The sequence below is a fragment of the Cupriavidus pauculus genome (genome assembly GCF_022179805.1).
Taxonomy (GTDB): Bacteria; Pseudomonadota; Gammaproteobacteria; order Burkholderiales; family Burkholderiaceae; genus Cupriavidus; species Cupriavidus pauculus_E.
Genome location: NZ_BPUO01000001.1, coordinates 218,871 through 240,996, shown reverse-complemented (window position 1 = coordinate 240,996; position 22,126 = coordinate 218,871). Strand labels below are relative to the sequence as shown.

20 protein-coding genes are annotated in these 22,126 nt (G+C 66.7%); 12 read left to right on the top strand and 8 right to left on the bottom strand.

The features are described from left to right. The first annotated feature begins 7 nt into the window (after positions 1-7). Positions 8-547 carry a cytochrome b gene (locus MFF62_RS01255; RefSeq protein WP_238259113.1) on the top strand — a complete coding sequence of 180 codons (540 nt, stop codon included), beginning with the start codon at positions 8-10 and terminating at the stop codon, positions 545-547. Positions 548-629: 82 nt separating this feature from the next. Here MFF62_RS01255 and MFF62_RS01250 read toward each other — a convergent pair whose 3' ends face one another. Further along, the gene (locus MFF62_RS01250) at positions 630-1,376 is read right to left on the bottom strand and encodes a creatininase family protein (protein WP_238259112.1); all 747 of its coding nucleotides are present in this window, start codon (positions 1,374-1,376) and stop codon (positions 630-632) included. Between the two features lie 35 nt (positions 1,377-1,411). After that, entirely contained in the window at positions 1,412-2,698 is a 1,287-nt protein-coding gene (locus MFF62_RS01245) for an MFS transporter (protein ID WP_238259111.1), read from the bottom strand. Between the two features lie 167 nt (positions 2,699-2,865). Here MFF62_RS01245 and MFF62_RS01240 point away from each other — a divergent pair, with 167 nt between their 5' ends. The 8 genes from MFF62_RS01240 (at position 2,866) to MFF62_RS01205 (ending at position 12,866) form a co-directional block, all read left to right on the top strand. Beyond that, positions 2,866-3,783 (top strand): LysR family transcriptional regulator, encoded by a 918-nt coding sequence (locus MFF62_RS01240; protein WP_238259110.1) that lies wholly within the window; start codon positions 2,866-2,868, stop codon positions 3,781-3,783. A gap of 207 nt (positions 3,784-3,990) precedes the next feature. Further along, the gene (locus tag MFF62_RS01235) at positions 3,991-5,187 is read left to right on the top strand and encodes a mechanosensitive ion channel family protein (protein WP_238259109.1); all 1,197 of its coding nucleotides are present in this window, start codon (positions 3,991-3,993) and stop codon (positions 5,185-5,187) included. A 192-nt stretch (positions 5,188-5,379) separates the two neighbouring features. Continuing rightward, on the top strand, positions 5,380-6,675 hold the full coding sequence (locus MFF62_RS01230; RefSeq protein ID WP_238259108.1) for a dicarboxylate/amino acid:cation symporter: 1,296 nt from the start codon (positions 5,380-5,382) through the stop codon (positions 6,673-6,675). A gap of 4 nt (positions 6,676-6,679) precedes the next feature. Continuing rightward, entirely contained in the window at positions 6,680-7,609 is a 930-nt protein-coding gene (locus MFF62_RS01225) for an amino acid ABC transporter substrate-binding protein (protein WP_238259107.1), read from the top strand. 270 nt (positions 7,610-7,879) lie between these two features. After that, entirely contained in the window at positions 7,880-10,198 is a 2,319-nt protein-coding gene (locus tag MFF62_RS01220; RefSeq protein ID WP_238259106.1) for an FdhF/YdeP family oxidoreductase, read from the top strand. A 42-nt stretch (positions 10,199-10,240) separates the two neighbouring features. Further along, entirely contained in the window at positions 10,241-11,071 is an 831-nt protein-coding gene (gene fdhD, locus MFF62_RS01215; protein WP_238259105.1) for a formate dehydrogenase accessory sulfurtransferase FdhD, read from the top strand. Positions 11,072-11,121: 50 nt separating this feature from the next. Further along, positions 11,122-12,552: an aminotransferase-like domain-containing protein gene (locus tag MFF62_RS01210; protein ID WP_238259104.1), complete on the top strand. Its 1,431-nt coding sequence runs from the start codon at positions 11,122-11,124 to the stop codon at positions 12,550-12,552. Next, complete coding sequence (locus MFF62_RS01205; RefSeq protein WP_238259103.1) at positions 12,549-12,866, top strand: ArsR family transcriptional regulator; 318 nt, start codon at positions 12,549-12,551, stop codon at positions 12,864-12,866. The genes MFF62_RS01210 and MFF62_RS01205 overlap by 4 nt, the downstream gene beginning before the upstream one ends. Positions 12,867-12,885: 19 nt before the next feature. Here the strand turns inward: MFF62_RS01205 and MFF62_RS01200 are convergent, their stop codons facing one another. From MFF62_RS01200 to wrbA, 3 genes are read right to left on the bottom strand one after another with little or no spacing between them, the layout of a single operon-like run. Beyond that, on the bottom strand, positions 12,886-14,319 hold the full coding sequence (locus MFF62_RS01200) for an FAD-binding oxidoreductase (RefSeq protein WP_238259102.1): 1,434 nt from the start codon (positions 14,317-14,319) through the stop codon (positions 12,886-12,888). Positions 14,320-14,324: 5 nt separating this feature from the next. After that, a complete protein-coding gene (locus MFF62_RS01195) occupies positions 14,325-14,723 on the bottom strand; it encodes a DUF2069 domain-containing protein (RefSeq protein ID WP_404990603.1) in 399 nt (132 codons plus the stop codon). Next, complete coding sequence (gene wrbA, locus MFF62_RS01190; protein WP_238259100.1) at positions 14,723-15,316, bottom strand: NAD(P)H:quinone oxidoreductase; 594 nt, start codon at positions 15,314-15,316, stop codon at positions 14,723-14,725. The genes MFF62_RS01195 and wrbA overlap by 1 nt, the downstream gene beginning before the upstream one ends. A 162-nt stretch (positions 15,317-15,478) precedes the next feature. On the opposite strand from wrbA, the gene MFF62_RS01185 reads away from it, so the two are divergent. Further along, positions 15,479-16,810 (top strand): YihY family inner membrane protein, encoded by a 1,332-nt coding sequence (locus tag MFF62_RS01185; protein WP_238259099.1) that lies wholly within the window; start codon positions 15,479-15,481, stop codon positions 16,808-16,810. A 35-nt stretch (positions 16,811-16,845) separates the two neighbouring features. Here MFF62_RS01185 and MFF62_RS01180 read toward each other — a convergent pair whose 3' ends face one another. Genes MFF62_RS01180 through MFF62_RS01170 form a run of 3 tightly spaced genes read right to left on the bottom strand, consistent with a single transcriptional unit; the run spans position 16,846 to position 19,319 of the window. Continuing rightward, positions 16,846-17,163 carry an Mpo1-like protein gene (locus MFF62_RS01180; RefSeq protein WP_238259098.1) on the bottom strand — a complete coding sequence of 106 codons (318 nt, stop codon included), beginning with the start codon at positions 17,161-17,163 and terminating at the stop codon, positions 16,846-16,848. Positions 17,164-17,193: 30 nt separating this feature from the next. After that, positions 17,194-18,009 (bottom strand): alpha/beta fold hydrolase, encoded by an 816-nt coding sequence (locus MFF62_RS01175; protein WP_238259097.1) that lies wholly within the window; start codon positions 18,007-18,009, stop codon positions 17,194-17,196. Continuing rightward, complete coding sequence (locus tag MFF62_RS01170) at positions 18,009-19,319, bottom strand: O-acetylhomoserine aminocarboxypropyltransferase (RefSeq protein ID WP_238259096.1); 1,311 nt, start codon at positions 19,317-19,319, stop codon at positions 18,009-18,011. Before MFF62_RS01170 ends, MFF62_RS01175 begins: the two co-directional genes overlap by 1 nt. A 268-nt stretch (positions 19,320-19,587) precedes the next feature. On the opposite strand from MFF62_RS01170, the gene MFF62_RS01165 reads away from it, so the two are divergent. Together MFF62_RS01165 and MFF62_RS01160 are read left to right on the top strand one after the other, a co-directional pair. After that, complete coding sequence (locus MFF62_RS01165) at positions 19,588-20,055, top strand: CBS domain-containing protein (protein ID WP_238259095.1); 468 nt, start codon at positions 19,588-19,590, stop codon at positions 20,053-20,055. Between the two features lie 164 nt (positions 20,056-20,219). After that, positions 20,220-22,124, top strand: coding sequence for an MFS transporter (locus MFF62_RS01160; RefSeq protein WP_238259094.1), 1,905 nt, complete (start codon positions 20,220-20,222; stop codon positions 22,122-22,124). The last annotated feature ends 2 nt before the right edge of the window (positions 22,125-22,126 follow it).

The following is a 22,126-nucleotide window of genomic DNA, read 5'->3' as shown; positions in this document are numbered from 1 at the left end:
CCCACGCATGAACGCATCTCACACTCGTTTCAGCGGCCTGCAGAAGCTGCTGCACTGGCTGATGGCCGCGCTGATCCTGACCATGCTGTTCGTCGGCGTCGGCATGGTGTTCACGGTATCGCGCGCGCACGACACGCTGGTGGCACTGCACCGGCCGCTCGGCATCGCGTTGCTGCTGCTGGTGATTGTTCGCATCGCCGTGCGTATGCGGCGCGGGGCGCCTCCGCTGCCGGCCAGCGTGCCCGCCCCCCAACGCGCCGTCGCGCTGGCGTCGCACTACGTGCTCTACGCGCTGATGCTGGCCATGCCGCTGGTGGGCTGGGGCATGCTGTCGGCCGGTGGTTATCCGGTGACGATGGCCGGCAGCTTCCATTTGCCGGCCATCCTGCCCGCTGATGTCAGGCTGTTCGCGCTGCTGCGCACGCTGCATACGTGGCTAGGGCTGACGCTGTTTGGCGTGGTGCTGCTGCATCTGGCGGCGGCGCTGATGCATGCGCTGGTGCTGCGGGATGGGGTGTTTGGGACGATGGCGCCGGGGAAACGGTAACAGTCTTGCTCTGATCCGTCGTTATGAGCTCCCCTCTCCCGCGTTGCGGGAGAGGGGAGCCAAACCAAGCGAGCTACATCGCTTAACCCGGCACCTTCTCCTCACCAAACGCCGCCAACTCCTTCACCAGACTCTTGGCTGCCAGTTCCACCAGTGCCTTGCCTTTTTCCGGCGTGGCCTGGTTCGGATCCGAGCCCATGCGGCCGTCGGGGAAGCGGGCGCGGAAGTCCAGTGCTTCGCGGATCGGGCCCGACGGGGCGATGCGGGGCGCGTAGTCGGCGTGCTTGATCAGCTCGTACGCGTACTGCGTGACGGCGATTTCCGATGGCGTGGCGTGTGCGCCGTGGCCGGTGGGGAACATCTCCTTGGCCAGTTCGTTCACGCCTTCCAGGTCCCACCAGTTGGTGAGCTTCATCGCAAAGCCGGTGCGGCGGCCGGCGAAGCTGGCTTCGGCGTAGATCTCGGAGAACGCTGCCTCGATCGACGCGATGTTGCCGCCGTGGCCGTTCAGGAACAGGATTTTCTCGAAGCCGTGGCGGGCCAGCGAGCGCGTCCAGTCGACGATGGCGGCGATGAACGTGGACGGGCGCAGCGAGATGGTGCCGGCGAACCCCAGGTGGTGCTGCGCCATGCCGATGTTGAACGTGGGTGCCACCAGGATGTCGCCCTGCTGGTCGGCGTGGCGGCAGATGATCTCGGGGCACATCCAGTCGGTGCCCAGCAGGCCGGTGGGGCCGTGCTGTTCATTGGACCCGATGGGCACCACGATCGTGCGGCTGCGCTGCAGGTACTGTTCGATTTCAGACCACGTGGAGAGGTACAGCAACATGATTCACTCCTTGTTTTTGCGGGGGTGTTGCAAGGTCAATGGCGGGACGGCAACCGTAGCGCCAGGATGATCAGCGCGGCGACCAGCGGCATGGCGGCCATGATCAGCACGCCGGGATGCAGGCTGCCGGTGGCGGACTTGGCCCAGCCGATGATGGCGGGGCCCCAGAAGCCGCCGGACAGGCCGATGGTGTTGATCAGCGCGATGCCGCCGGCGGCGGCCGGTCCCTTGATGTATTCGGGCGGCATGGCCCAGAACACGGTGTAGGTCATCCACAGCGTGGTGGTGCCCAGCGTCAGCAGCACCAGCGTGGCGGCCAGGTGGCCGTCGGCCAGCGTGGACCCGGCCAGCAGCGCGGCGCCGGCCAGCGCGGGAATCGCGGCGTGGTAGCGGCGTTCGCCCTTGCGGTCAGAGCGGCGGCCCATGTAGAGCATGCCGATGGCGCCGCCCACGTAGGGCAGGGCCGAGTACCAGCCAAGCTGCACGGTATCGTTCACGCCCTGCGCCTTGATCAGCGTCGGCAGCCAGAAGCTCAGCGCGTAGATGGCGGCGATCACGCAGAAGTAGGCAAAGGCCAGCACGTAGATCTTGGGGTCGCGCGCCACGGCGCCGAACGAATGCTTGTGCGCGGCGGGCACGGCCAGTTCCTGTTCGAGCAGGCGCTTTTCATCGGCAGTGAGCCAGTTGGCGTCGGCGGGGCGGTCGGGAATCAGCCGCCAGGCCAGCACGCCCAGCACCAGGCACGGCAGCCCTTCCACCAGGAACATCCATTGCCAGCCGGCCAGGCCGGCGTGGCCAGCCAGCGACGTCATCAGCCACGCGGATACCGGGCCGCCGATGATGCCACCAATCGGGCCGGCCAGGAACACGATGGCGATGGCACGCGCCATGCGCTGCGGGCCATACCAGCACGACAGGTAATAGATCATGCCCGGCGCAAAGCCGGCCTCGAACACGCCCAGCAGGAAGCGCATGCCGTAGAACGTGGGTACGTCGCGCACGAACAGCATGCAGGCCGACGTGATGCCCCAGAGCACCAGGATGCGGCTGAACGTCTTGCGGGCGCCGATGCGCGGCAGCATCAGGTTGCTGGGAATCTCGAACAGGACGTAGCCGATGAAGAAGATGCCGGCGCCTACACCGTAGGCCGCATCGGAAAAGCCCAGGTCGCCCTGCATCTGCAGCTTGGCAAAGCCGACGTTGACGCGGTCCAGGTACGCAAACAGGTAGCAGACCAGCAGGAAGGGCAGCAGGCGCAGGTTGATCTTCTGATATAGCGCGGCGTTGCCATCGATTGTGGCCGGGTTCGACATCACTAACATTTGCCAGTCTCCAGAGCGTTGTGATGGTTGTGGGGTTGGCCTTGATAGTGGCAGCGGCGTAGACTTGCACCAACAGCAACAAAGTCCACACTTCGTTCTTCTGGAAGCAACACAACGGGCGCATGCCCCAAATTTGTGCCTCCCAGATAACAATCCGGATAGGCAAAATGCGTGAAATCAACCAACAACGGCTGCGTTACTTCCGCGAGGTGCTGGCGCACGGCACGATCCGGGGCGCGGCGGAAAGCCTGAATACGTCGCCGTCGGTGATCACGCGGCAGATCCGGCTGCTGGAGGACGAACTGGGCACCACGCTGTTCGAGCGGCAGGCGCGCGGCGTGCAGCCCACCGAGGCGGCCGCCCACCTGCTGGAGTTCTGGCGCGGCTACCGCTCGCACCAGGAAAAGCTCGAAGACCAGTTGCATGCGCTCAAGGGCCTGCAGCAGGGCATGGTGCAGATCGTGCTGAGCGAGGGCTACGTCGACGCGCTGGTCAACGAGGTGGTGGCGCCGTTCTGCGCGCAGTACCCGATGGTGGATATCCGCATGGAGATCCTGCCCGTGGACGACGTGCTCAACGAGGTGGCCGAAAGCCGCGCGCACATCGGGCTGGCCTACAACCCGCCGCTGCATCCGCGCATCGAATACCGCGCCAGCTCGTCCCAGCCCATCGTGCTGCTGACGCGCCACGACCATCCGCTGGCCGTGCGCGGCGGCTCGGCCACCATCCATGACGTACTGAACTACCCGCTGGCGCTGATGCCGGAGTCCTACGGCATCGGCCACGCGGCCAAGATGCTCGAATTTGCCGAGAACATCCGTATCCGGCCGATGCTGGTCACCAACTCGCTGTCGGCGCTCAAGCAGTTCGTGGCCTACGACGACTTTGTCACGCTGATCGGCCAGTTCGCGGCTTACCGCGAGGTGGCCGCCGGCAGCCTGGCCACGGTGCCGATCGACCATCCGCTGTTTCGCGGCACGCAAGCCCGGCTGCTGGTCAAGGCCGGGCGTCCGCTGCCGGCGGCCGCGCAGGAGGTGCTGGCGTTCATCCAGCACCGGATGGGCATCTTCACCGAAGCGGGGTGATGGGGCCCCACTCCGTTGTTTGAGGGGCCGACTCCATTGTTTGCCATGGATTGCCATGCCGTTCTTGTCTCGAAGGTCGTGATGCCGAGACGATAGGGCAAGGGCTGCCTGTCGCGTTTGCCTGCGCCCCCGGGGAATTTTGTATTCGCACGCGGCGTTGCTTGCCTACACTGGCTGGAGGGCGCGCGGGGCGGGCCGGGAGAGCGCATGTTCGACAGCTTGATACGCATCGAGACGGGGCCGGACGGATCGAACCAGCTCAACGTCTACACCGACAGCCTGCCGGTTGCCATCGTGCTGGTGGTGGTGCTGCTGGTGGTCATCGTGCTGGCGAGCGTGATCTGCTACTACCTGACGCGCACGCTGATGCTGTGGGCCGTGGGGCGGCTGGCGCGCGGCGAGCACCGCAAGTGGCTGCGCGCGGCCGAGCGGCGCCGCGTGTTTCACCGGCTGGCGCCCATCGTGCCGGCGCTGATCGTCTACCTGGCCGCGCCGCTGCTCAGCAGCCTGACCTTTCCCGTGATCGCGGCGCTGGGCGCGCCGCTGGGCGTGGCTGCCGCCTGCTTCATGGTCTATACCGGGCTGCGCGCGGGCTTTGCGTTCCTGGCCAGCATCGAGGACCGCTACAACCACCTGCCGCATGCCGGCGAACGCCCGATCAAGAGCTTTCTGCAGGTAGCCACGATCATGCTGTACCTGATGGCGTTCATCGCCATCGTGTCGCTGCTGCTGGGCCGGCCGCCCACGTACCTCCTGACCGGCGTCAGCGCCATGACGGCGCTGCTGATCATCGTGTTCCGCGACTCGCTGCTGGGGTTCGTGGCCAGCATCCAGCTGGCCGCCTACGACATGCTGCGCATTGGCGACTGGATCGAGGTGCCCGGCTTCGTGGCCGATGGCGTGGTCACCGATATCGCGCTGAATACCATCAAGGTGCGCAACTTCGACAACACCATCGTGACGCTGCCCAGCTACGTGCTGCTGACCAACGGCGTCAGGAACTGGCGCGGCATGGTGGAATCGGGCGGCCGGCGCGTGCGGCACAGCATTCCGGTGGATGCAGACACTGTGCGCTTCTGCGATGACGCGCTGCTGGGCGGGCTCACGGCCTGCCGCGAACTGAAGCTGCCCGTGCAGCCGCATGCCGACGGCCAGCCGCTGACCAACCTGGGCATGCTGCGGCGCTACATGCTGGACTACTTCCGCCAGCATCCGGCCGTGCGGCAGGACCTGCCGCTGGTGGTGCGCCACGTGCAGTCGACCAGCCAGGGCCTGCCGCTCGAAGTGTTCCTGTACCTCAACGACACGCGCTGGGAGGCTTACGAGCAGATCCAGTCCGACCTGTTCGACCACGTCTACGGCGTGCTGCCGGTGTTCGGCCTGCGCGTCTGGCAGAAGCGTTAGACCGCCGACCTTGCCGTGGAGCGCGTGCGGCACATGGCAGGCATCGGCCGTCGTTGGCGTTCGTTGGCGGAATCGAAGGGATCGGCGGCGCCGATAGCCTTTCCGGGTTTGCCCAAGCCACCCCCGCGTCCTATCGTTACAGGTGCAGACCTCGGCGCAGGACTTCCGTACGGCCGCCCCCAAGGAGACGTCATGAGCAAGAAGTCGAATATCACGACCTGGATCCTGATCGCGATGATTCTCGGTGCCGTCGTCGGCTACGGATGCAACACGGCGTTTCCGGACCCGAAGGTCGCCAAGGACATTGCCGGCTATATCTCCATCATCACCGACGTCTTCCTGCGGCTGATCAAGATGATCATCGCGCCGCTGGTGTTCTCCACGCTGGTGATCGGTATCGCGCACATGGGCGATGCCAGTACGGTGGGGCGCGTCGGCGTCAAGGCGCTGGCCTGGTTCATCACCGCGTCGCTGGTGTCGCTGACGCTGGGGCTGATCATGGCCACGCTGCTGCATCCGGGCGTGAACATCGGCCTGCCGCTGCCCGACGTGGGGTCGGCCACCAACCTGAAGACCAACGCGTTCACGCTCAAGGATTTCGTCGCGCACCTGGTGCCCAAATCGGTGGCCGAGGCCATGGCCAACAACGAGATCCTGCAGATCGTGGTGTTCTCGATCTTCTTCGGCACGGCCATTGCCACGCTGGGCGAGCGCGGCGCGCGCATGGCCGCCGTGATCGAGGACCTTGCGCAGATCATGCTCAAGATCACCGGCGCGGTGATGTGGCTGGCGCCCATCGCGGTGTTCGCGGCGATTGCGTCCACGGTGACCACGCAGGGGCTGGGCATCCTGATCACGTTTGCCAAGTTCATGGGCAGCTTCTACCTGGCGCTGTTCGTGCTGTGGGGCCTGCTGACGCTGGCCGGCTTCGTGTTCCTGGGCCGGCGCGTGTTCGAACTGGTCCGGCTGATCCGCGAGCCGTTCCTGCTGTCGTTCTCGACGGCCAGCTCCGAGGCCGCCTATCCGAAACTGCTCGATTCGCTCGACCGCTTCGGCGTGAATCGCAAGATCTCCAGCTTTGTGCTGCCGCTGGGCTACTCGTTTAACCTGGACGGGTCGATGATGTACTGCACGTTCGCCGTGTTGTTCATCGCCCAGGCGTACGACATCCACCTGCCGATGGGCACGCAGATCACGATGCTGCTGTTGCTGATGCTGACATCGAAGGGCATGGCTGGCGTGCCGCGTGCGTCGCTGGTGGTGATCGCGGCCACGCTGAACCAGTTCGGCATTCCCGAGGCAGGGCTGCTGCTGATCATGGGCGTGGACCAGTTCCTGGACATGGGCCGATCCGCCACCAACGCCGTGGGCAATTCGATTGCCGCCGCCGTGGTGGCCAAGTGGGAAGGGCAACTGGCCAGCGGGCCGGTGCCCGAAACCGAGAAGGACATTCCGGGCGAGGAGCCCCGCAGTGCCGCGGGGGCCTGATGCCATGCGCGCTTTCGCCTTGATGGTTGTGTCGCCGATTGCGTCGCTGCTGGTCACCGCGCTGCTGGGGCTCGGTTTCCCCACTGCCGCGCTGGCGCAGTCGCCCGAGCCGACGGTGTTGAGCGGCACGCTCAAGAAGGCCCGCGACAGCGGCGTGCTGGTCGTCGGCTACCGGGAATCGTCGCTGCCGTTCTCGTACCTGAACCAGGCCAAGCGCCCGATCGGCTATTCCATCGATATCTGCCAGGCCATCGTCGAGGCGGCATCCGCCGAGATCAGCCGCGACCTGACCGTGCAGTGGGTACCGGTGACGTCGGAAAACCGCTTCGATGCGATTACATCGGGCAAGGCCGACCTGGAATGCGGATCGACCACGCGCAACGCCGAACGCCTGCGCACCGTGGCGTTTTCGCCGGTGATCTTCGTGGCGGGCACCAAGCTGATGGTGCCGCGCAATTCGGCGATCCGGACCTTCCGCGACCTCAAGGCCAAGACCGTGGTGGCCACGGCGGGCACCACCAATGCCAGTGCCATCGAAGACCTGTCCACGCGCTTCAACCTGGGCGTGAAACTGATCCGTGCGCGCGACCATGCCGACGCCTTCGAGGTGCTGCGCCATGGCGGCGCCGATGCCTATGCCGGCGACGACGTGCTGCTGTACGGCTTTCTGGCGCACTACAACGCCGGCAAGCAGTTCATCGTGACCAGCGAATTCCTGAGCTACGACCCCTACGGCATCATGCTGCGCCGGGGCGATCCGCAGTTTGCCGCCGTGGTCGACCGTGCCGTGCGCGGCCTGATTACCTCGGGCGACCTGGAACGGCTGTACAAGCAGTGGTTCCTGAACCGGCTGCCCACCGGCGAGCGGCTGGGCATTCCCATGAGCGCGCAACTGGAAGACATCATCCAGGCCACGCCGCAGCAACCCGACTGATTGTGATTTAAAGATTTCTTCATCCGGCAGATGCTGGCGCGCCATTTCATGAGTCATGCACGCCAATAATGTGCATTCATGCAATTTCGATAGGTACAGTTATGGTTTTGTGCGCTGCGATTGTGCAAACTGTACTCTTTCTGCGCCGGCTGTACTGTACGTCCCTCAGGTCACTTTCCGGGCCTAGTCTGCTCACATCGCAGCGAGCGTCCGGGCATCACACGGAAAACCGGGCCGGGCACTCGGGCATTTGTTCTGGAAGTCGCCCCCATGAGTACTCCCACGCCCGAAAAGGGGCATATCGCCCCTTACACGCACCCGGCCGCCGGCTGGGGCGCACTCAAGCAGGTCGCCATCAACCTCGTCAAGGAACGGGTGGGCGGCGGCAAATACAAGACGCTGTTCAAGCAGAACCAGCCCGACGGCTTTGATTGCCCGGGCTGCGCCTGGCCCGACCGCCAGCACGCGTCGACCTTCGAATTCTGTGAAAACGGCGTCAAGGCCGTGGCCGCCGAAGCCACCAGCAAGCGCGTGACCAACGAATTCTTCGCGGAATACACGGTCGCCGAGCTGATGAAGCAGTCGGACTACGAGCTGGAACAGCACGGCCGCCTGACTCATCCGGTGCGCTACGACGCCGCCACCGACAAGTACGTACCGGTGGATTGGGACGAGGCGTTCCGCCTGATCGCCCACCACCTGCGCCGTCTGGACAACCCCGACGCAGCCACGTTCTACACGTCGGGCCGCGCCAGCAACGAGGCAGCGTTCCTGTTCCAGTTGTTCGTGCGCATGTACGGCACGAACAACTTCCCCGACTGCTCGAACATGTGCCACGAGGCCACCAGCCGCGGCCTGCCGGTGACGGTGGGCGTGGGAAAGGCCACGGTGCTGCTCGATGACTTCCAGCTGGCCGACACCATCATGGTGTGGGGCCAGAACCCGGCCACGAATCACCCGCGCATGCTCAACGAGTTGCGCGACGCATCGAAGCGCGGCGCCACCATCGTGTCGGTCAATCCGCTCAAGGAGCGGGGCCTGGAGCGCTTTGTCAGCCCGCAACACGTCACCGAGATGCTGGGCGGCAGCGGCACCAGGATCGCGTCGATGTTCGTGCGGCCCAAGCTGGCCGGCGACTTTGCGCTGCTCAAGGGCATCGGCAAGCGCGTGATCGAACTGGACGACGCAGCGGTGGCCTCGGGCAGCCCGCGCGTGGTCGACATCGCCTTCGTCAACGACCACACGGCCGGCTACGAGGCATTTGCCGCCGACCTGCGTGCCGAAAGCTGGGCCGACATCGTGGCCGAATCGGGCGTGCCGCGCGATGAGATCGACGCGCTGGCCGACGTCTACGTCAAGAGCGAGCGCACGATCATGTGCTGGGGCATGGGCCTGACGCAGCACAAGCAGAGCGTGCACACGATTCAGCTACTGTCCAACGTGATGATGCTGCGCGGCAATATCGGCCGCCCCGGTGCCGGCCTGATGCCGGTGCGCGGGCATTCGAACGTGCAGGGCGACCGCACGATGGGTATCGAGGAACAGCCCGACGACGCATTCCTGGACCGCCTGGGTGCCACGTTCGGCTTCGAGCCGCCGCGCCATCATGGCCAGGACGTGGTGGCCGCCATCAGCGCGATGCTGGAAGGCAAGGTCAAGGTGTTCGTGGGCCTGGGCGGCAATTTCTCGATTGCCACGCCCGATACGCCGCGCACCTGGGACGCGCTGCGCCAGTGCGACCTGACCGTCAACATTGCCACCAAGCTGAACCGCAGCCATCTGGTGATCGGCCGCGATGCGCTGCTGCTGCCCACGCTGGGCCGTACCGAGGTGGACGAGCAGAACGGCGTGCCGCAGGGCGTGACCGTCGAGGATTCGGTCTGCATGGTGCATATGTCGTACGGCATGAACAAGCCGGCGTCGCCGCACCTGTTGTCGGAAACGATGATCGTCGCGCGCATGGCGGACGCCGCGCTGGGCTCGAACAAGGTGGACTGGCTGTGGTTCGCGCAGGACTACGCGCGCATCCGCGACGCCATCGAGAAGGTCATTCCAGGCTTCGAGCGCTTCAATGAGCGCGTGGCGCAGCCGGGCGGCTTCCACCTGACGCCGGCCTCGCGCAACCGCGTGTGGCGGACGGAATCGGGCAAGGCGCAGTTCCTGGTGCACGCCATCGACCACGACACGCCGATCAAGCGCGCCCGCGAGCAATACGGCGACGACCTGCTGGTCATGATGACCACGCGCTCGCATGACCAGTACAACACCACCATCTATGGCCTGGACGACCGCTATCGCGGCGTGTTCGGCCTGCGCCGCGTGGTGTTCATCAACCGCGCCGACCGCGAACGCCTGGGGTTTGCAGAGGGCGAACGCGTAAATATCACGAGTGTCTGGGAAGACGGCGTGACGCGCCACGTGCAAGACTTCCTGCTGGTCGACTACGACATTCCGGCGGGCTGCCTTGGCGCCTACTACCCGGAGACGAATCCGCTGGTGCCGCTGGAAAGCATCGGCGACCGGTCGGGCACGCCCACGTCGAAGTCGATCCCGGTGCTGCTGCAACGCGCGGTATCGGCCGTCAGCTGATTCGCGGATTTACCGATCCGTCCGGGGCAAGGGGAGTATTCCATGACCGATCGCGGTTACATCCCGCGCGAGATCCGTCGCCATCAGGGCGACGCCATCGCGCTGGAAATCGACAACGTCGCCGAGGAAGTGCCGGTGGCGCTGGTCTACAACGGCATCTCGCATGCGGTCATGATGGCCACGCCGCTGGACCTGGAGGCGTTTGCCACGGGCTTCTCGCTGACCGAAGGCATCGTCGACAGCGTGCGCGAGATCTTCGACGTCGAGGTGGCGCCCGGCTGCGACGGCATCGAGGTCAGGCTGGAAATCAGCCAGCGCGCGTTTATGGCCATGAAGGAACGGCGCCGCACGCTGGCCGGCCGCACCGGCTGCGGGGTTTGCGGCATCGAGAGCCTGGCCCTGCTGGACCTGGTACCCGAGCCGCTGACGGCGGCGCGCCCGATCGATCCGACGGCCCCCATGATCCGCCGCGCGGCCGAGGCCATGCGCGCCCGCCAGCCGCTGATGGCGGCCACCGGCGGCGTGCATGCGGCGGCGTGGTGCGGTCCGGACGGCCAGTTGCGCGCCGTGTTCGAGGATGTGGGGCGCCATAACGCGCTGGACAAGCTGATCGGCCACCTGGCCCGCGCGCGCGAGGCGTTCGGCGAAGGATTCGTGTTCCTGTCCAGCCGCGCCAGCTATGAACTGGTGCGCAAGGCCGCCCGCATGCAGATTCCGATGCTGGCGACGATCTCGGCACCCACCTCGCTGGCCATCCGCGTCGCGGAGCAGGCCGGCGTGCGGCTGCTCAGCTTTTGCCGCCAGGACGGCTTCGTCGAATACACTGCGCCTGTATCCGTATTAGCATCGGACCCGCTGGTGGCCGCAGGCTGACGCCTGGGGTTCCGGCATTCCCCCGGACCCCACACAAGGCGAAAGACCCGTTGGCAACCCTGTACGAAAAGCTCGCGGCCGATATCGAGGCACTGGTGCAGCAGGGCGTGCTGCTGCCCGGCGAAAAGATCCCGTCGGTGCGCCAGGCTGCCCAGCACCACCGGCTCAGCATCACCACGGTGATCCGCGCCTACCTGCTGCTGGAATCGCGCGGCATCCTGGAGAGCCGGCCGCAGTCCGGCTACTTCGTGCGAGCACGGCCGGGGGAGCCGGCCATCGACCTGCAACCCACGCGCCCGGCCACGCGGCCATCGGCCGTGGACGTGAGCGCGCTGGTGCTGTCCACGCTGCGCTCGATCCGCGCCGACGATGCCGTGCCGCTGGGGTCGCCGTATCCGGACCCCAAGCTCTATCCGTGGCAGCGCATCACCCAGTACGCCAACACCATCGGCAAGCGCCATGACACCTGGAGCGTGCTGGACGACCTGCCGCCCGGGTCGCCCGAGCTGATCCGCCAGATCACGCGCCGCTACCTGGAAAACGGCAATACGGTCGATCCCAACGAGGTCATCGTCACGATTGGCGCCACCGAGGCCATCAACCTGTGCCTGCAGGCGGTGGCCAAGCCGGGCGACACCATTGCCGTGGAGTCGCCCACGTACTACGCGATGCTGCACGCCATCGAGCGGCTGGGCATGCGCGCCGTGGAAGTGGCCACCGACCCCGTGGAGGGCATCGACGTGCAGGCGCTGGCCCGGCTGCTTGACGAGCGGCCCGTGGCGGCGTGCATGGTGATGCCGAACTTCCAGAATCCGCTGGGCTTCCAGATGTCGGACGAGCGCAAGCAGGCGCTGGTGGCCCTGCTGACCGCGCGCGACATCCCCGTGATCGAGAACGACGTGTACGGCGAGTTGTATTACGGCGACGCGCATCCCACGTCGCTAAAGTCGTACGACACGGCCGGCATCGTGCTGCATTGCTCGTCGTTCTCGAAGACGCTGACCAATGCGTATCGCATTGGCTGGGCGCTGCCGGGGCGCTACCGCGAGACGGTGGAGCGGCTCAAGTTCCTGAACACGCTGACCACGTCGACCATCCCGCAACTGGCCATTGCCGAATTCCTGCGGCGCGACGGCTACGACTACCACCTGCGCCGCGTGCGCAAGGCGTACAGCCAGCAGGCCAATATCATGGCGGCTGCCGTGCGGCGCTTCTTCCCGGCCGGCACGCGTGTGTCGCGGCCGGCCGGCGGCTACGTGCTGTGGGTGGAGTTGCCCGAGGAAGTCGACGCGATGGCGCTGTACCACGCGGCGCTGGAACGGCGCATCACGGTGGCGCCCGGGCATATCTTCTCGCCGGTACCCACCTATACGAACTGCATCCGGCTGAACTACAGCGGCGCCTGGTCGGAAGACGTGGAAGCCGCGGTGATCACGCTGGGCAAGCTCGTGGCCACATTACAAGAAAGGGAGACGACATGACGGACGATGCAGATACGGATGCGGACGGAGAGGAGCTCGACCCCGTGGTGGGGGCGATCCTGCAGGCGCTGTGGGAGCACGCCAGGTCGGGGCCGGACAAGGACCTGTCGCTGGCCCGGCTAAGCAAACGCACCGGCGCGCAGATGAGCGTGCTGCGGCGCGTGTTGACGCAACTGGGCGAGGCCGATCTGGTGGTCACCGCGCTGGAAGAGGACGGCCGTGGCACCGCGCGGCTGACGGAAGACGGCGAGGCGGTGTGCGGCCAGCTTTTCGCGGCGCCGGACGACGACGCGCCGCCGCCCGTGCTGCACTGACCGGCCGGACGACGCCGGCTCAGATCACCTTGCCCGGATTCATCAGGCGCTGGGGGTCCAGCGCCTGCTTGATCGCGCGCATCATGGCCAGCTCCACTTCGCTCTTGTAGCGGCGGTTCTCTTCGAGCTTGAGCTGGCCCAGGCCGTGTTCGGCCGAGATCGAGCCGTTGTGTGCCTGCACGCTGTTGTGTACCACCAGGTTGATGGCGTCCTGGTGCTGCAGGAACTGGTCGTGGTCCACGCCAACCGGCGGCGACACGTTGTAGTGCAGGTTGCCGTCGCCGAGATGGCCGAACGTGACCATGCGCGCGCCCGGAAACGCGTCCTGCAGCAGCGCGTCGGTGGTCTCGATGAAATCGGCCACGCGCGAGATCGGCACGGCGATGTCGTGCTTGATGTTCTTGCCTTCTTCTACCTGGGCCAGCGGAATGTGCTCGCGCAGGTTCCAGAAGTCGCGCGACTGCTGCACCGATTCCGCCACCACGGCGTCGGTTACCACGCCGGCTTCGAACGCCGCGTCCATCATCCGCTCGAAGATGCCGCGCGCGTGCTCCTCGCTTTCGCTGTCCGATAGTTCCATCAGCACGAGCTGCGGATGGTGCTCGGCGAACGGATAGCGTAGCTGCGGGAAGTGCTTGGTCACCAGGTCGATGCACATCGCCGACATCAGTTCGAACCCGGTAAGCATGGCGCTGGCATGCGATTGCGCGATGGCCAGCAGCGCCAGCGCGGCGCGCGGGCTCTTGGCCGCGGCCAGGGCCGTCACGCGGGCGCGCGGCGCCGGGAACAGCTTCATCACGGCGGCGGTGATGACGCCAAGCGTGCCTTCGGCGCCGATGAACAAGTCGCGCAGGTCGTAGCCGGTGTTGTCCTTGCGCAGGCCGCGCAGGCCGTCCCAGACCTCGCCCTTGACCGTCACCACTTCGAGCCCCAGGCACAGTTCGCGCGTATTACCGTAGCGCAGCACCGCCGTGCCGCCCGCGTTGGTCGACAGGTTGCCGCCAATCGTGCAGCTACCCTCGGCGGCCAGCGACAGCGGGAACAGCCGGCCGTGATCGCGCGCCACTTCCTGCAACTGCTGTAGGATCACGCCGGCCTCGACCGTGATCGTGTTGTTGAGCGGGTCCACCTGGCGCACACGGTTCATGCGCTGCAGAGAAAGCACCACCACGCCGCGCGAGGCCGACTCGCCCTCTGGCGGCGTGGCACCGCCGCACAGTCCCGTATTGCCGCCCTGCGGCACCACGGCCAGCTTGTGGGCATGGCAGGCATGCATCACGGCTGCCACTTCCTCGGTGTTGCCGGGGCGCAGCACGGTCAGCGCGTCGCCGGTATAGCGGCGGCGCCAGTCGGTCAGGTAGGGCGCCTTGTCGGCGGCATCGGTCAGCACGTTTTGCGGGCCGATGGCGGCGCGGCAGAGGTCGAGGAACGAGTCGGGATGCGCGGCGGTCATGGCGGTCAGGAGGGTTGGGACGATTTGGAGGCGGCGCGGGCGCGGCGCTTGTAGGGGCGCAGGTACAGGATCGTGCTGGTGAAGAACAGCACCGTCAGCGCCACTTCGCCCCAGGCCAGCCAGGCGGATGGGGCGCGGTCGCTGGTGGCGCGCACGATGCCTTCGGTGAAGTACAGCAGGATCAGCATCGACGACCACTGCATGGTGTAGCCGTTGCGCGTCCAGACGCCGCGCAGCACCGGCAGCAGCAGCACGAACTTGGCGATCATCCACGACCCACCGGGCCGCAGCGGCGCCAGGAACCATTCCCAGGCGATGCACAGCACGATCAGCGCTACCAGGCTGACCAGGCTCACGCGCCAGAGCGTGGCGCTGTGCAGCGAAACGTCGTCGGGGGTCTGCATCATGCGGCGAGCTTCAGGGCGGTGCGCGCCAGCCGCCGGCCCATGGCCGTGGCCAGCGCGGCTTCCTGGTCGGTGACCGGCCCGTGGTTGTCCACGTGCGCGTGGTGGCTGGGGCCGTAGGGCGTGCCGCCGGCCGTGGTGGTCATCAGCCCGGCCTCGGAATAGGGCAGGCCCAGGATCAGCATGCCGTGGTGCAGCAGCGGCAGCATCATCGACAGCAACGTGGTTTCCTGGCCGCCGTGCAGGCTGCCCGTCGACGTGAACACGCAGGCGGGCTTGCCGGCCAGGCCGCCGGACAGCCACTGGGCAATCGTGCCGTCGAGGAAGTACTTCATCGGCGCGGCCATGTTGCCGAAGCGGGTGGGGCTGCCCAGGGCCAGCCCGGCGCATTCCTCCAGGTCGCGCGGCTCCGCGTACGGGGCGCCTTCGGGCGGAATGTCGGGTGCGGTGGCCTCGCAGACGGTGGAAACCGGCGGCACGGTACGCAGCCGGGCGCGGGCGCCGGGTACGCTTTCGATGCCGGTGGCAATCAGGTCGGCGAGCTTGCGGGTGGCGCCGTGGCGGCTGTAATAGAGAACGAGGATGTCGGTCATGGAGATGCGCGGGCGGCCCCGGCGCGGTGACAAAGCGTAAGCGGGCGCTGCCCAGGACGATCCGCGTATTATAGTTGGGCCGCCGCGCGAAGTGCCGTCCCAACCGCCCCGTGGCCGCCCGAATTCAACGTATCGCCAAGGTATCAAGGAGAGAGCCCCCGCATGTCCGCCGCACGCATTGCCCGCCTGCGCAGGGAATGGAACCTGCAGAAGGTGCGCGCACTGGCCCGCTACGCGCTGCGCCGCGCCGGCGAGAACCGCCTGCCGCAGGTGGCCGCCAGCCTGACGTTCACTACGTTCCTGTCCGTGGTGCCCGTGCTGACTGTGGCGTTCGCGCTGCTGGCAGCATTTCCGATGTTCCGCGAATTCCGGGGCCAGATCGAGGGCTTCCTGTTCCAGAACCTGATTCCGGGCGGCAATATCAGCGATTCGGTGTCGCGCTACCTGGGGCAGTTCTCCAAGAGCGCACGCGGGCTGACCGCCCTGGGCCTGGGCGGCCTGATGGTGACGTCGGTGCTGACGATGCTGACCGTGGAAGATGCGCTCAATGCGATCTGGCGCGTCAAGCGGCGCCGGCCGTTCGCGCAGCGGGTGCTCGTGTTCTGGGCCGTGCTGACGCTGGGGCCGGTGCTGATCGGCGGCAGCCTGTCGGTAAGCTCGTACCTGATTTCCATCTCGATGGGCTACGTCGGCAACCTGCCGATGGGCATGGGCCTGGTGGTGGGCCTGATCCCAGTGGCGTTGACCGCGGTGGCATTCGCGTTCCTGTACATGGCCGTGCCCTATGCCTACGTGGACTGGCGCGACGCCATCTTCGCGGGCATCGTGGCCGCCGTGGCATTCGAAGTGGCCAAGCGCGCGTTTGGCTATTTCATTACCCATATTCCCACCTACACGGCGGTCTACGGCACGTTCGCGGTGCTGCCGCTGTTCCTGCTCTGGATGTATGTGAGCTGGCTGGTCACGCTGCTGGGCGCGACGATTGCGGCCAACCTGCCGGTGATTCGCGAGGGCCACTGGCGCCGCCGCACGTTCGCGGGCAGCGAGTTCTTCGATGCGCTGGGCGTGCTCTACGTGCTGTACCGCGCGCGCGACGAGGTGCCGCGCAGCCTGGGCGAACTCGACATGGGCCGCCGGCTGCGCGTGGAGGCCGATTACCTGGCGTCGCTGCTCGGCAAGCTCAAGGCGCTGCACCTGGTGGGCAAGCTGCAGCAGGAACGTGGCCAGGCGCACTGGGCGCTGCTGTGCGACCCGTCGCAGGTGACGCTGCGCCTGCTGCATGACCGGCTGGTGCTGAACATGGCGCGCCTGCCGCGTACCGCGCTGGCGCAGCAGATGCAGGGCGTGGAAGTGCTGCGCGGCATCCTGGACAATCCGCAACTCGACCAGCCGCTGGAAGCAGTGTTCCGCCAGCAGACGGCCGGACGGGCGGCCAACGAGGCCGCCGGCACGGTGCTGGACGTGACGCCGCCGGGGCGGCAGGGGCAGGGCTGACCGGAAGCCGGTAGCCGGAAGCTGGCAGCGCGGGGCTAGAAGGGGATCTTGCCGCGCAGCGTGTCGGCGTACATCACCCAGTCGCCCATCAGGCTGTAGAACGGGTGGCGGAACGTGGCCGGGCGGTTCTTCTCGAAGCCGAAATGCCCGACCCAGGCAAACGCATAGCCCGATACCAGCGCGCCCAGCAGCCACCAGGCGTTGCCGGTGACCGCCAGCGTCACCAGGCACGCCAGCGACAGCGTGGACCCCACGAAATGCAGGCGCCGGCAGGTGCGGTCGCGATGCTCGCTCAGGTAGTACGGGTAGAAATCGGCAAAACTGGCAAATTCCTTGGCTTGGGCCTGGGCCATGGCAGTCTCCTGATGTCCGCTTTTTGAATTCTAGTTTGTGGATCGGGCGAAGGCTGCCAGCGCGTCGAGCACCTCGTCGGGCTTCTCGCCCATCATCGCGTGCCCGCTCGGCACCGTCACCACCTTGGACTGCCGCATCTTGCCGGCCAGTGCCTGGGCGGCCTTCGGCGACGTCATCATGTCCTTGCTGCCGATCACGAACAGGGCCGGGCAGGCCACCGCAGCGGCGGCTTCCTCACCATGCGCATAGGCATTGCAGGCCGAGAAATCGTTGTGGAACACATGGGCGCCCGGGTTGCGGGCGCTGATCCGTTCCATCAGCCGGTAGCTGCCGCCGTGCATCCACGCGCCGGGGCCCGGCGACGACGGCTTGCTGGCCAGGCTGGAGATCGACCACTGATTGACCATGGCGATGGCCTCGGGCTCCCGGCGCAGCGCGGCTTCCAGCAGCGCGTCGGACACCTTCATCGGATACGCGGTGGCCAGCAGGCCAACGCCGCGCACGGCTTGCGGGTGCCGGGCCGCGCATTCGAGCGCGATCAGCGACCCCATGCTGTGGCCGAACACCAGCGCCGGCGCGGTGACACCGGCGGCGGCCACCAGCGCCATGATCCAGTCCGCCATCGCTTCCACCGTGGTCAGCGGGGCGCCTGTGCTGCGGTTGTGCCCGGGCAGGTCGACGGCCAGCACCGAGAACCCGTGGTTGGCGAACCAGCGCGTCTGCAACCCCCAGACGCTGTGATCGTTCTGCGCGCCATGGACAAACACGGCGCACGGCAGGGTAGGGTCGAAGGGCTTGCCGCCCGTATAGGCATAGGCCGTCTGGCCGGAGACGTTCAGTTTCATTACGCCTTGCCTCCCATGGCCTTTTCCGCCGCCTTGAGCCCACGCTTGAGATCGTCGATCAGGTCGTCCGGGTCTTCCAGGCCGATCGACAGCCGGATCGTGCCTTCGCCAATGCCAGCCGCCTTCAGCGCGGTGGCGTCCATGCGGAAATGGGTGGTCGAGGCCGGGTGGATCACCAGCGAGCGGGCATCGCCCACGTTGGCCAGGTGCGAGAACAGCGACAGGCTTTCGATAAAGCGCTGCCCGGCCTTGCGGTCGGCCTTCAGGTTGAAGCTGAACACCGCGCCGCAGCCGCGCGGCAGCAGGCGCTTGGCCAGTTCGTAGTCGGGGTGCGACTCCAGCTCGGGGTACGCCACGGCTTCCACCATCGGGTGGGCGGCCAGGAATTGCACCACGCGGCGCGTGTTGTCGACGTGGCGGGACATGCGCAGCGGCAGCGTCTCGATGCCTTGCAGCAGCTGCCAGGCCGCCATCGGATTCATGCAGGCGCCAAAGTCGCGCAGGCCCTCGCGGCGCGCGCGCAGCAGGAACGGCGCCACCGTGCTTTCCTCGGTGAACACCATGTTGTGGAAGCCCTCGTACGGCTCGGACAACTCCGGAAACCGGCCCGAGGCTTCGAAATCGAACGTGCCGCCTTCGGCCAGCACGCCGCCGATGGTGGTGCCGTGCCCGCCCAGGAACTTGGTGGCCGAGTGGTACAGCAGCCCGGCGCCATGGTCGAACGGGCGCAGCAGGTAGGGCGTGGTGAACGTGGAATCCACCAGCAGCGGAATGCCTTGCTCCTGGCCGATCTGGGCCACGGTGGCGATGTCCAGCACGTCGAGCCCGGGGTTGCCTAGCGTCTCGCCGAACAGCAGCTTCGTCTCTGGGCGGATCGCGGCGCGCCAGGCGTCGATATCGCGCGGATTGACGAACGTGGTCTCGATGCCGAACCGGCGCAGCGTGTAGTGCAACAGATTGTGCGAGCCGCCATAGAGCGCGGTGGACGCCACGATATGGGAGCCGGCCCCCATCAGCGTGGCCACTGCCAGGTGCAGCGCGGCCTGGCCCGAGGCGGTGCCGATGGCCCCGGCGCCGTTTTCCAGCGCGGCCACGCGTTCCTCGAACACGGCCACCGTCGGGTTGCTGATACGTGAATAGACGTGGCCGGCGCGTTCCATGTTGAACAGCGACGCGGCGTGCTCGCTGTCCTTGAACACGAACGAGGTGGTCAGGTGGATCGGCGTGGCGCGGGCCCCGGTGGCGGGGTCGGGCGCGGCGCCGGCGTGCAGCGCCAGCGTGTCGAAGCGGCTGCCAGACGAATTGGACATGGCGGGAAGGGCCCGGTCGGCCGGGCCGCGTGTGGTTGTCTCCGGCTGGCATCCTAGCATCACGGGCCATGGGCCGGACACCGGGAATTTCCCCGCCGCGCGCCCGTCTGGCAGGCCGCCGGAGGGGCGCCAAAAGGCCGCCGGAACGCCGCGGGAAGGCGGCTGGAAGCCGTCCTCGCTTTACTTGAGACGGCGGTTTGGGCTAGCATCGGCCATCGACATACGCCACAGACCCCGCGTCACATAAGGCAGCACCGGAGACACCAATATGAAAGTCAGCGACATCCTGCAGATCAAGGGCAACACGCTCTTCACCGTCACGCCGGATACGCCGCTGCAGCAGGCCATCCAGGCCATGGCCGAACACGACATCGGATCGCTGGTGGTCATGGAGTACGGCGACCTGGTGGGCATGCTGACGTTCCGCGAGATCATCGAGGTGCTGGCCGCCAACAACGGCACGCTGGGCACGTTCAGCATCCGCAAGGTCATGGACGACGCGCCGCTGACCTGCACCCCCGAGACCGACGTCAACGAAGTGCGCCGCATGATGCTGGAGCGCCACACCCGCTACCTGCCGGTGCTGGAAAAACGCACGCTGATGGGCGTGATCTCGTTCTACGACGTGGCCAAGGCCGTGGTGGAAGAGCAGAGCTTCGAGAACAAGATGCTCAAGGCGTACATCCGCGACTGGCCCGAAGAGCGGCCTGAAGAGAGCGAAGGCCGCGCCGGCTGAGACGCTCGCCGGCCGCGGCGGGCGCCCGGCGCCTGTCAATCGGGGTCGGCCATTCCCTCCCTTTTTTGAGAGTTTTCCCGTAGCCGGGGCCGCCGGCTGCTGGCATGATGGCGGCGAACTGATGCCCCGGCGGGTCACCGGGGTCCACCGCCCGTTTGCCATCGATGAGCCAACAAAGCCAGTTTCGCCTGCTCGGCGTGCGCCGTTTCGCCCCGTTTTTCTGGACGCAGTTCCTGGGGGCCATGAACGACAACGTCTTCAAGGTCGCCTTCACCTCGCTGGTCACCTACCACGCCGCACTGTTCGACGGCGTGGATCCGCATAGCGCGGCCTTCCTGATTTCCGCCATCTTCATCGCGCCGTTCGTGCTGTTTTCGGCCACGAGCGGGCAGATCGCCGACAAGATCGAGAAGTCGCGGCTGATCCGGCTGGTCAAGTCGATCGAGATCGGCATCATGGCGCTGGGTCTGGCCGGCTTCTACCTGCACAGCGCGCCGCTGCTCTATACGGGCACGTTCCTGATGGGGCTGCACTCGACGCTGTTCGGGCCGGTGAAGTTCGCCTACCTGCCGCAGCACCTGGACCAGACGGAGCTGGTGGGCGGCAACGGGCTGGTGGAGATGGGCACGTTCGTCGCCATCCTGCTGGGCACGCTGCTGGGCGGCGAACTGGCCGGGCTGACCGGCGCCGACGGCGTGGTGGTGGGGCCGCTGTACGTGGGCATTGCCTGCGTGGTGATCGCGCTGGCCGGGCGGATGGTATCCCAGGGCGTGCCGCTGTCGCCGGCGCCGCAGCCCGACCTGCGCATCAACTGGAATCCGTTCACCGAGACCTGGCGCAACCTGATGCTGGCGCGCGAGAGCCGGGTGGTCTTCCTGAGCCTGCTGGGCATTTCGTGGCTGTGGTTCCTGGGCGCCACGTTCCTGACGTCGTTCTTCAGCTTTGCCAAGGATGTGCTGGGCGGCGACCAGAACGTGGTGACGCTGCTGCTGGCCGTGTTCTCGATCGGCATCGGCACGGGGTCGCTGCTGTGCGAGCGGCTGTCCGGGCGCCACGTGGAAATCGGGCTCGTGCCGTTCGGCTCGATCGGCATGACGGTGTTCGCGGTCGACCTGTATTTCGCCACGCACGGCCATGCGACGGGCGCCACGCTGAGCGGCGTGGGCGGCTTCCTGGCGCAGTCGGGTCACTGGCGGGTGCTGGTGGACCTGTTCTGCGTGGCCATGTTCGGCGGCTTCTACAGCGTGCCGCTCTATGCGCTGATCCAGAGCCGCTGCGCGCCCACGCACCGGGCGCGCATCATCGCCGCCAACAATATCCTGAACAGCTTCTTCATGATCGGCGCCTCGCTGCTGGGCGTGTTCATGACCCAGGCCGGCTACACGATCCCGCAGCTGTTCCTGGTGGTGGGGCTGCTCAACGCCGTGGTGGCCATCTATATCTATACGCTGGTGCCCGAGTTCCTGCTGCGCTTCATCGCCTGGCTGCTCGTGCATACGATCTACCGCCTGCGCCGCATCAATGCCGAGCGGATTCCGGAGCAGGGCGCCGCCGTGCTGGTCTGCAACCACGTGAGCTTTGCCGATGCCGTGGTGCTGATGGCTGCCAGCCCGCGCCCGGTGCGCTTCGTGATGGATCACAATATCTTCAAGGTACCGGGACTGTCGTGGTTCTTCCGCCAGGCCAAGGCGATTCCGATCGCCCCGGCGTGGGAGAACCCCGACCTGCTGGCGAGCGCCTACGATGCCGTGGCCGCCGCGCTGGAAGATGGCGAACTGGTCTGCATCTTCCCCGAGGGCAAGATCACGGCGACCGGCGACATCAATCCGTTCAAGAGCGGGGTGACGCAGATCATCGGCCGCACGCCGGTGCCGGTGGTGCCGATGGCGCTGCGCGGCCTGTGGGGCAGCTTCTTCTCGCGCAAGGGCGCACCGGCGATGAGCCGGCCGTTCCGGCGCGGTCTCCTGAGCAAGCTCGAACTGGTGGTGGGCGAGCCGGTACCCCCGGAAGCGGCCACGCCCGAGAGCCTGCAACAGATGGTGCTTGCCCTGCGCGGCGACTGGAAATAACG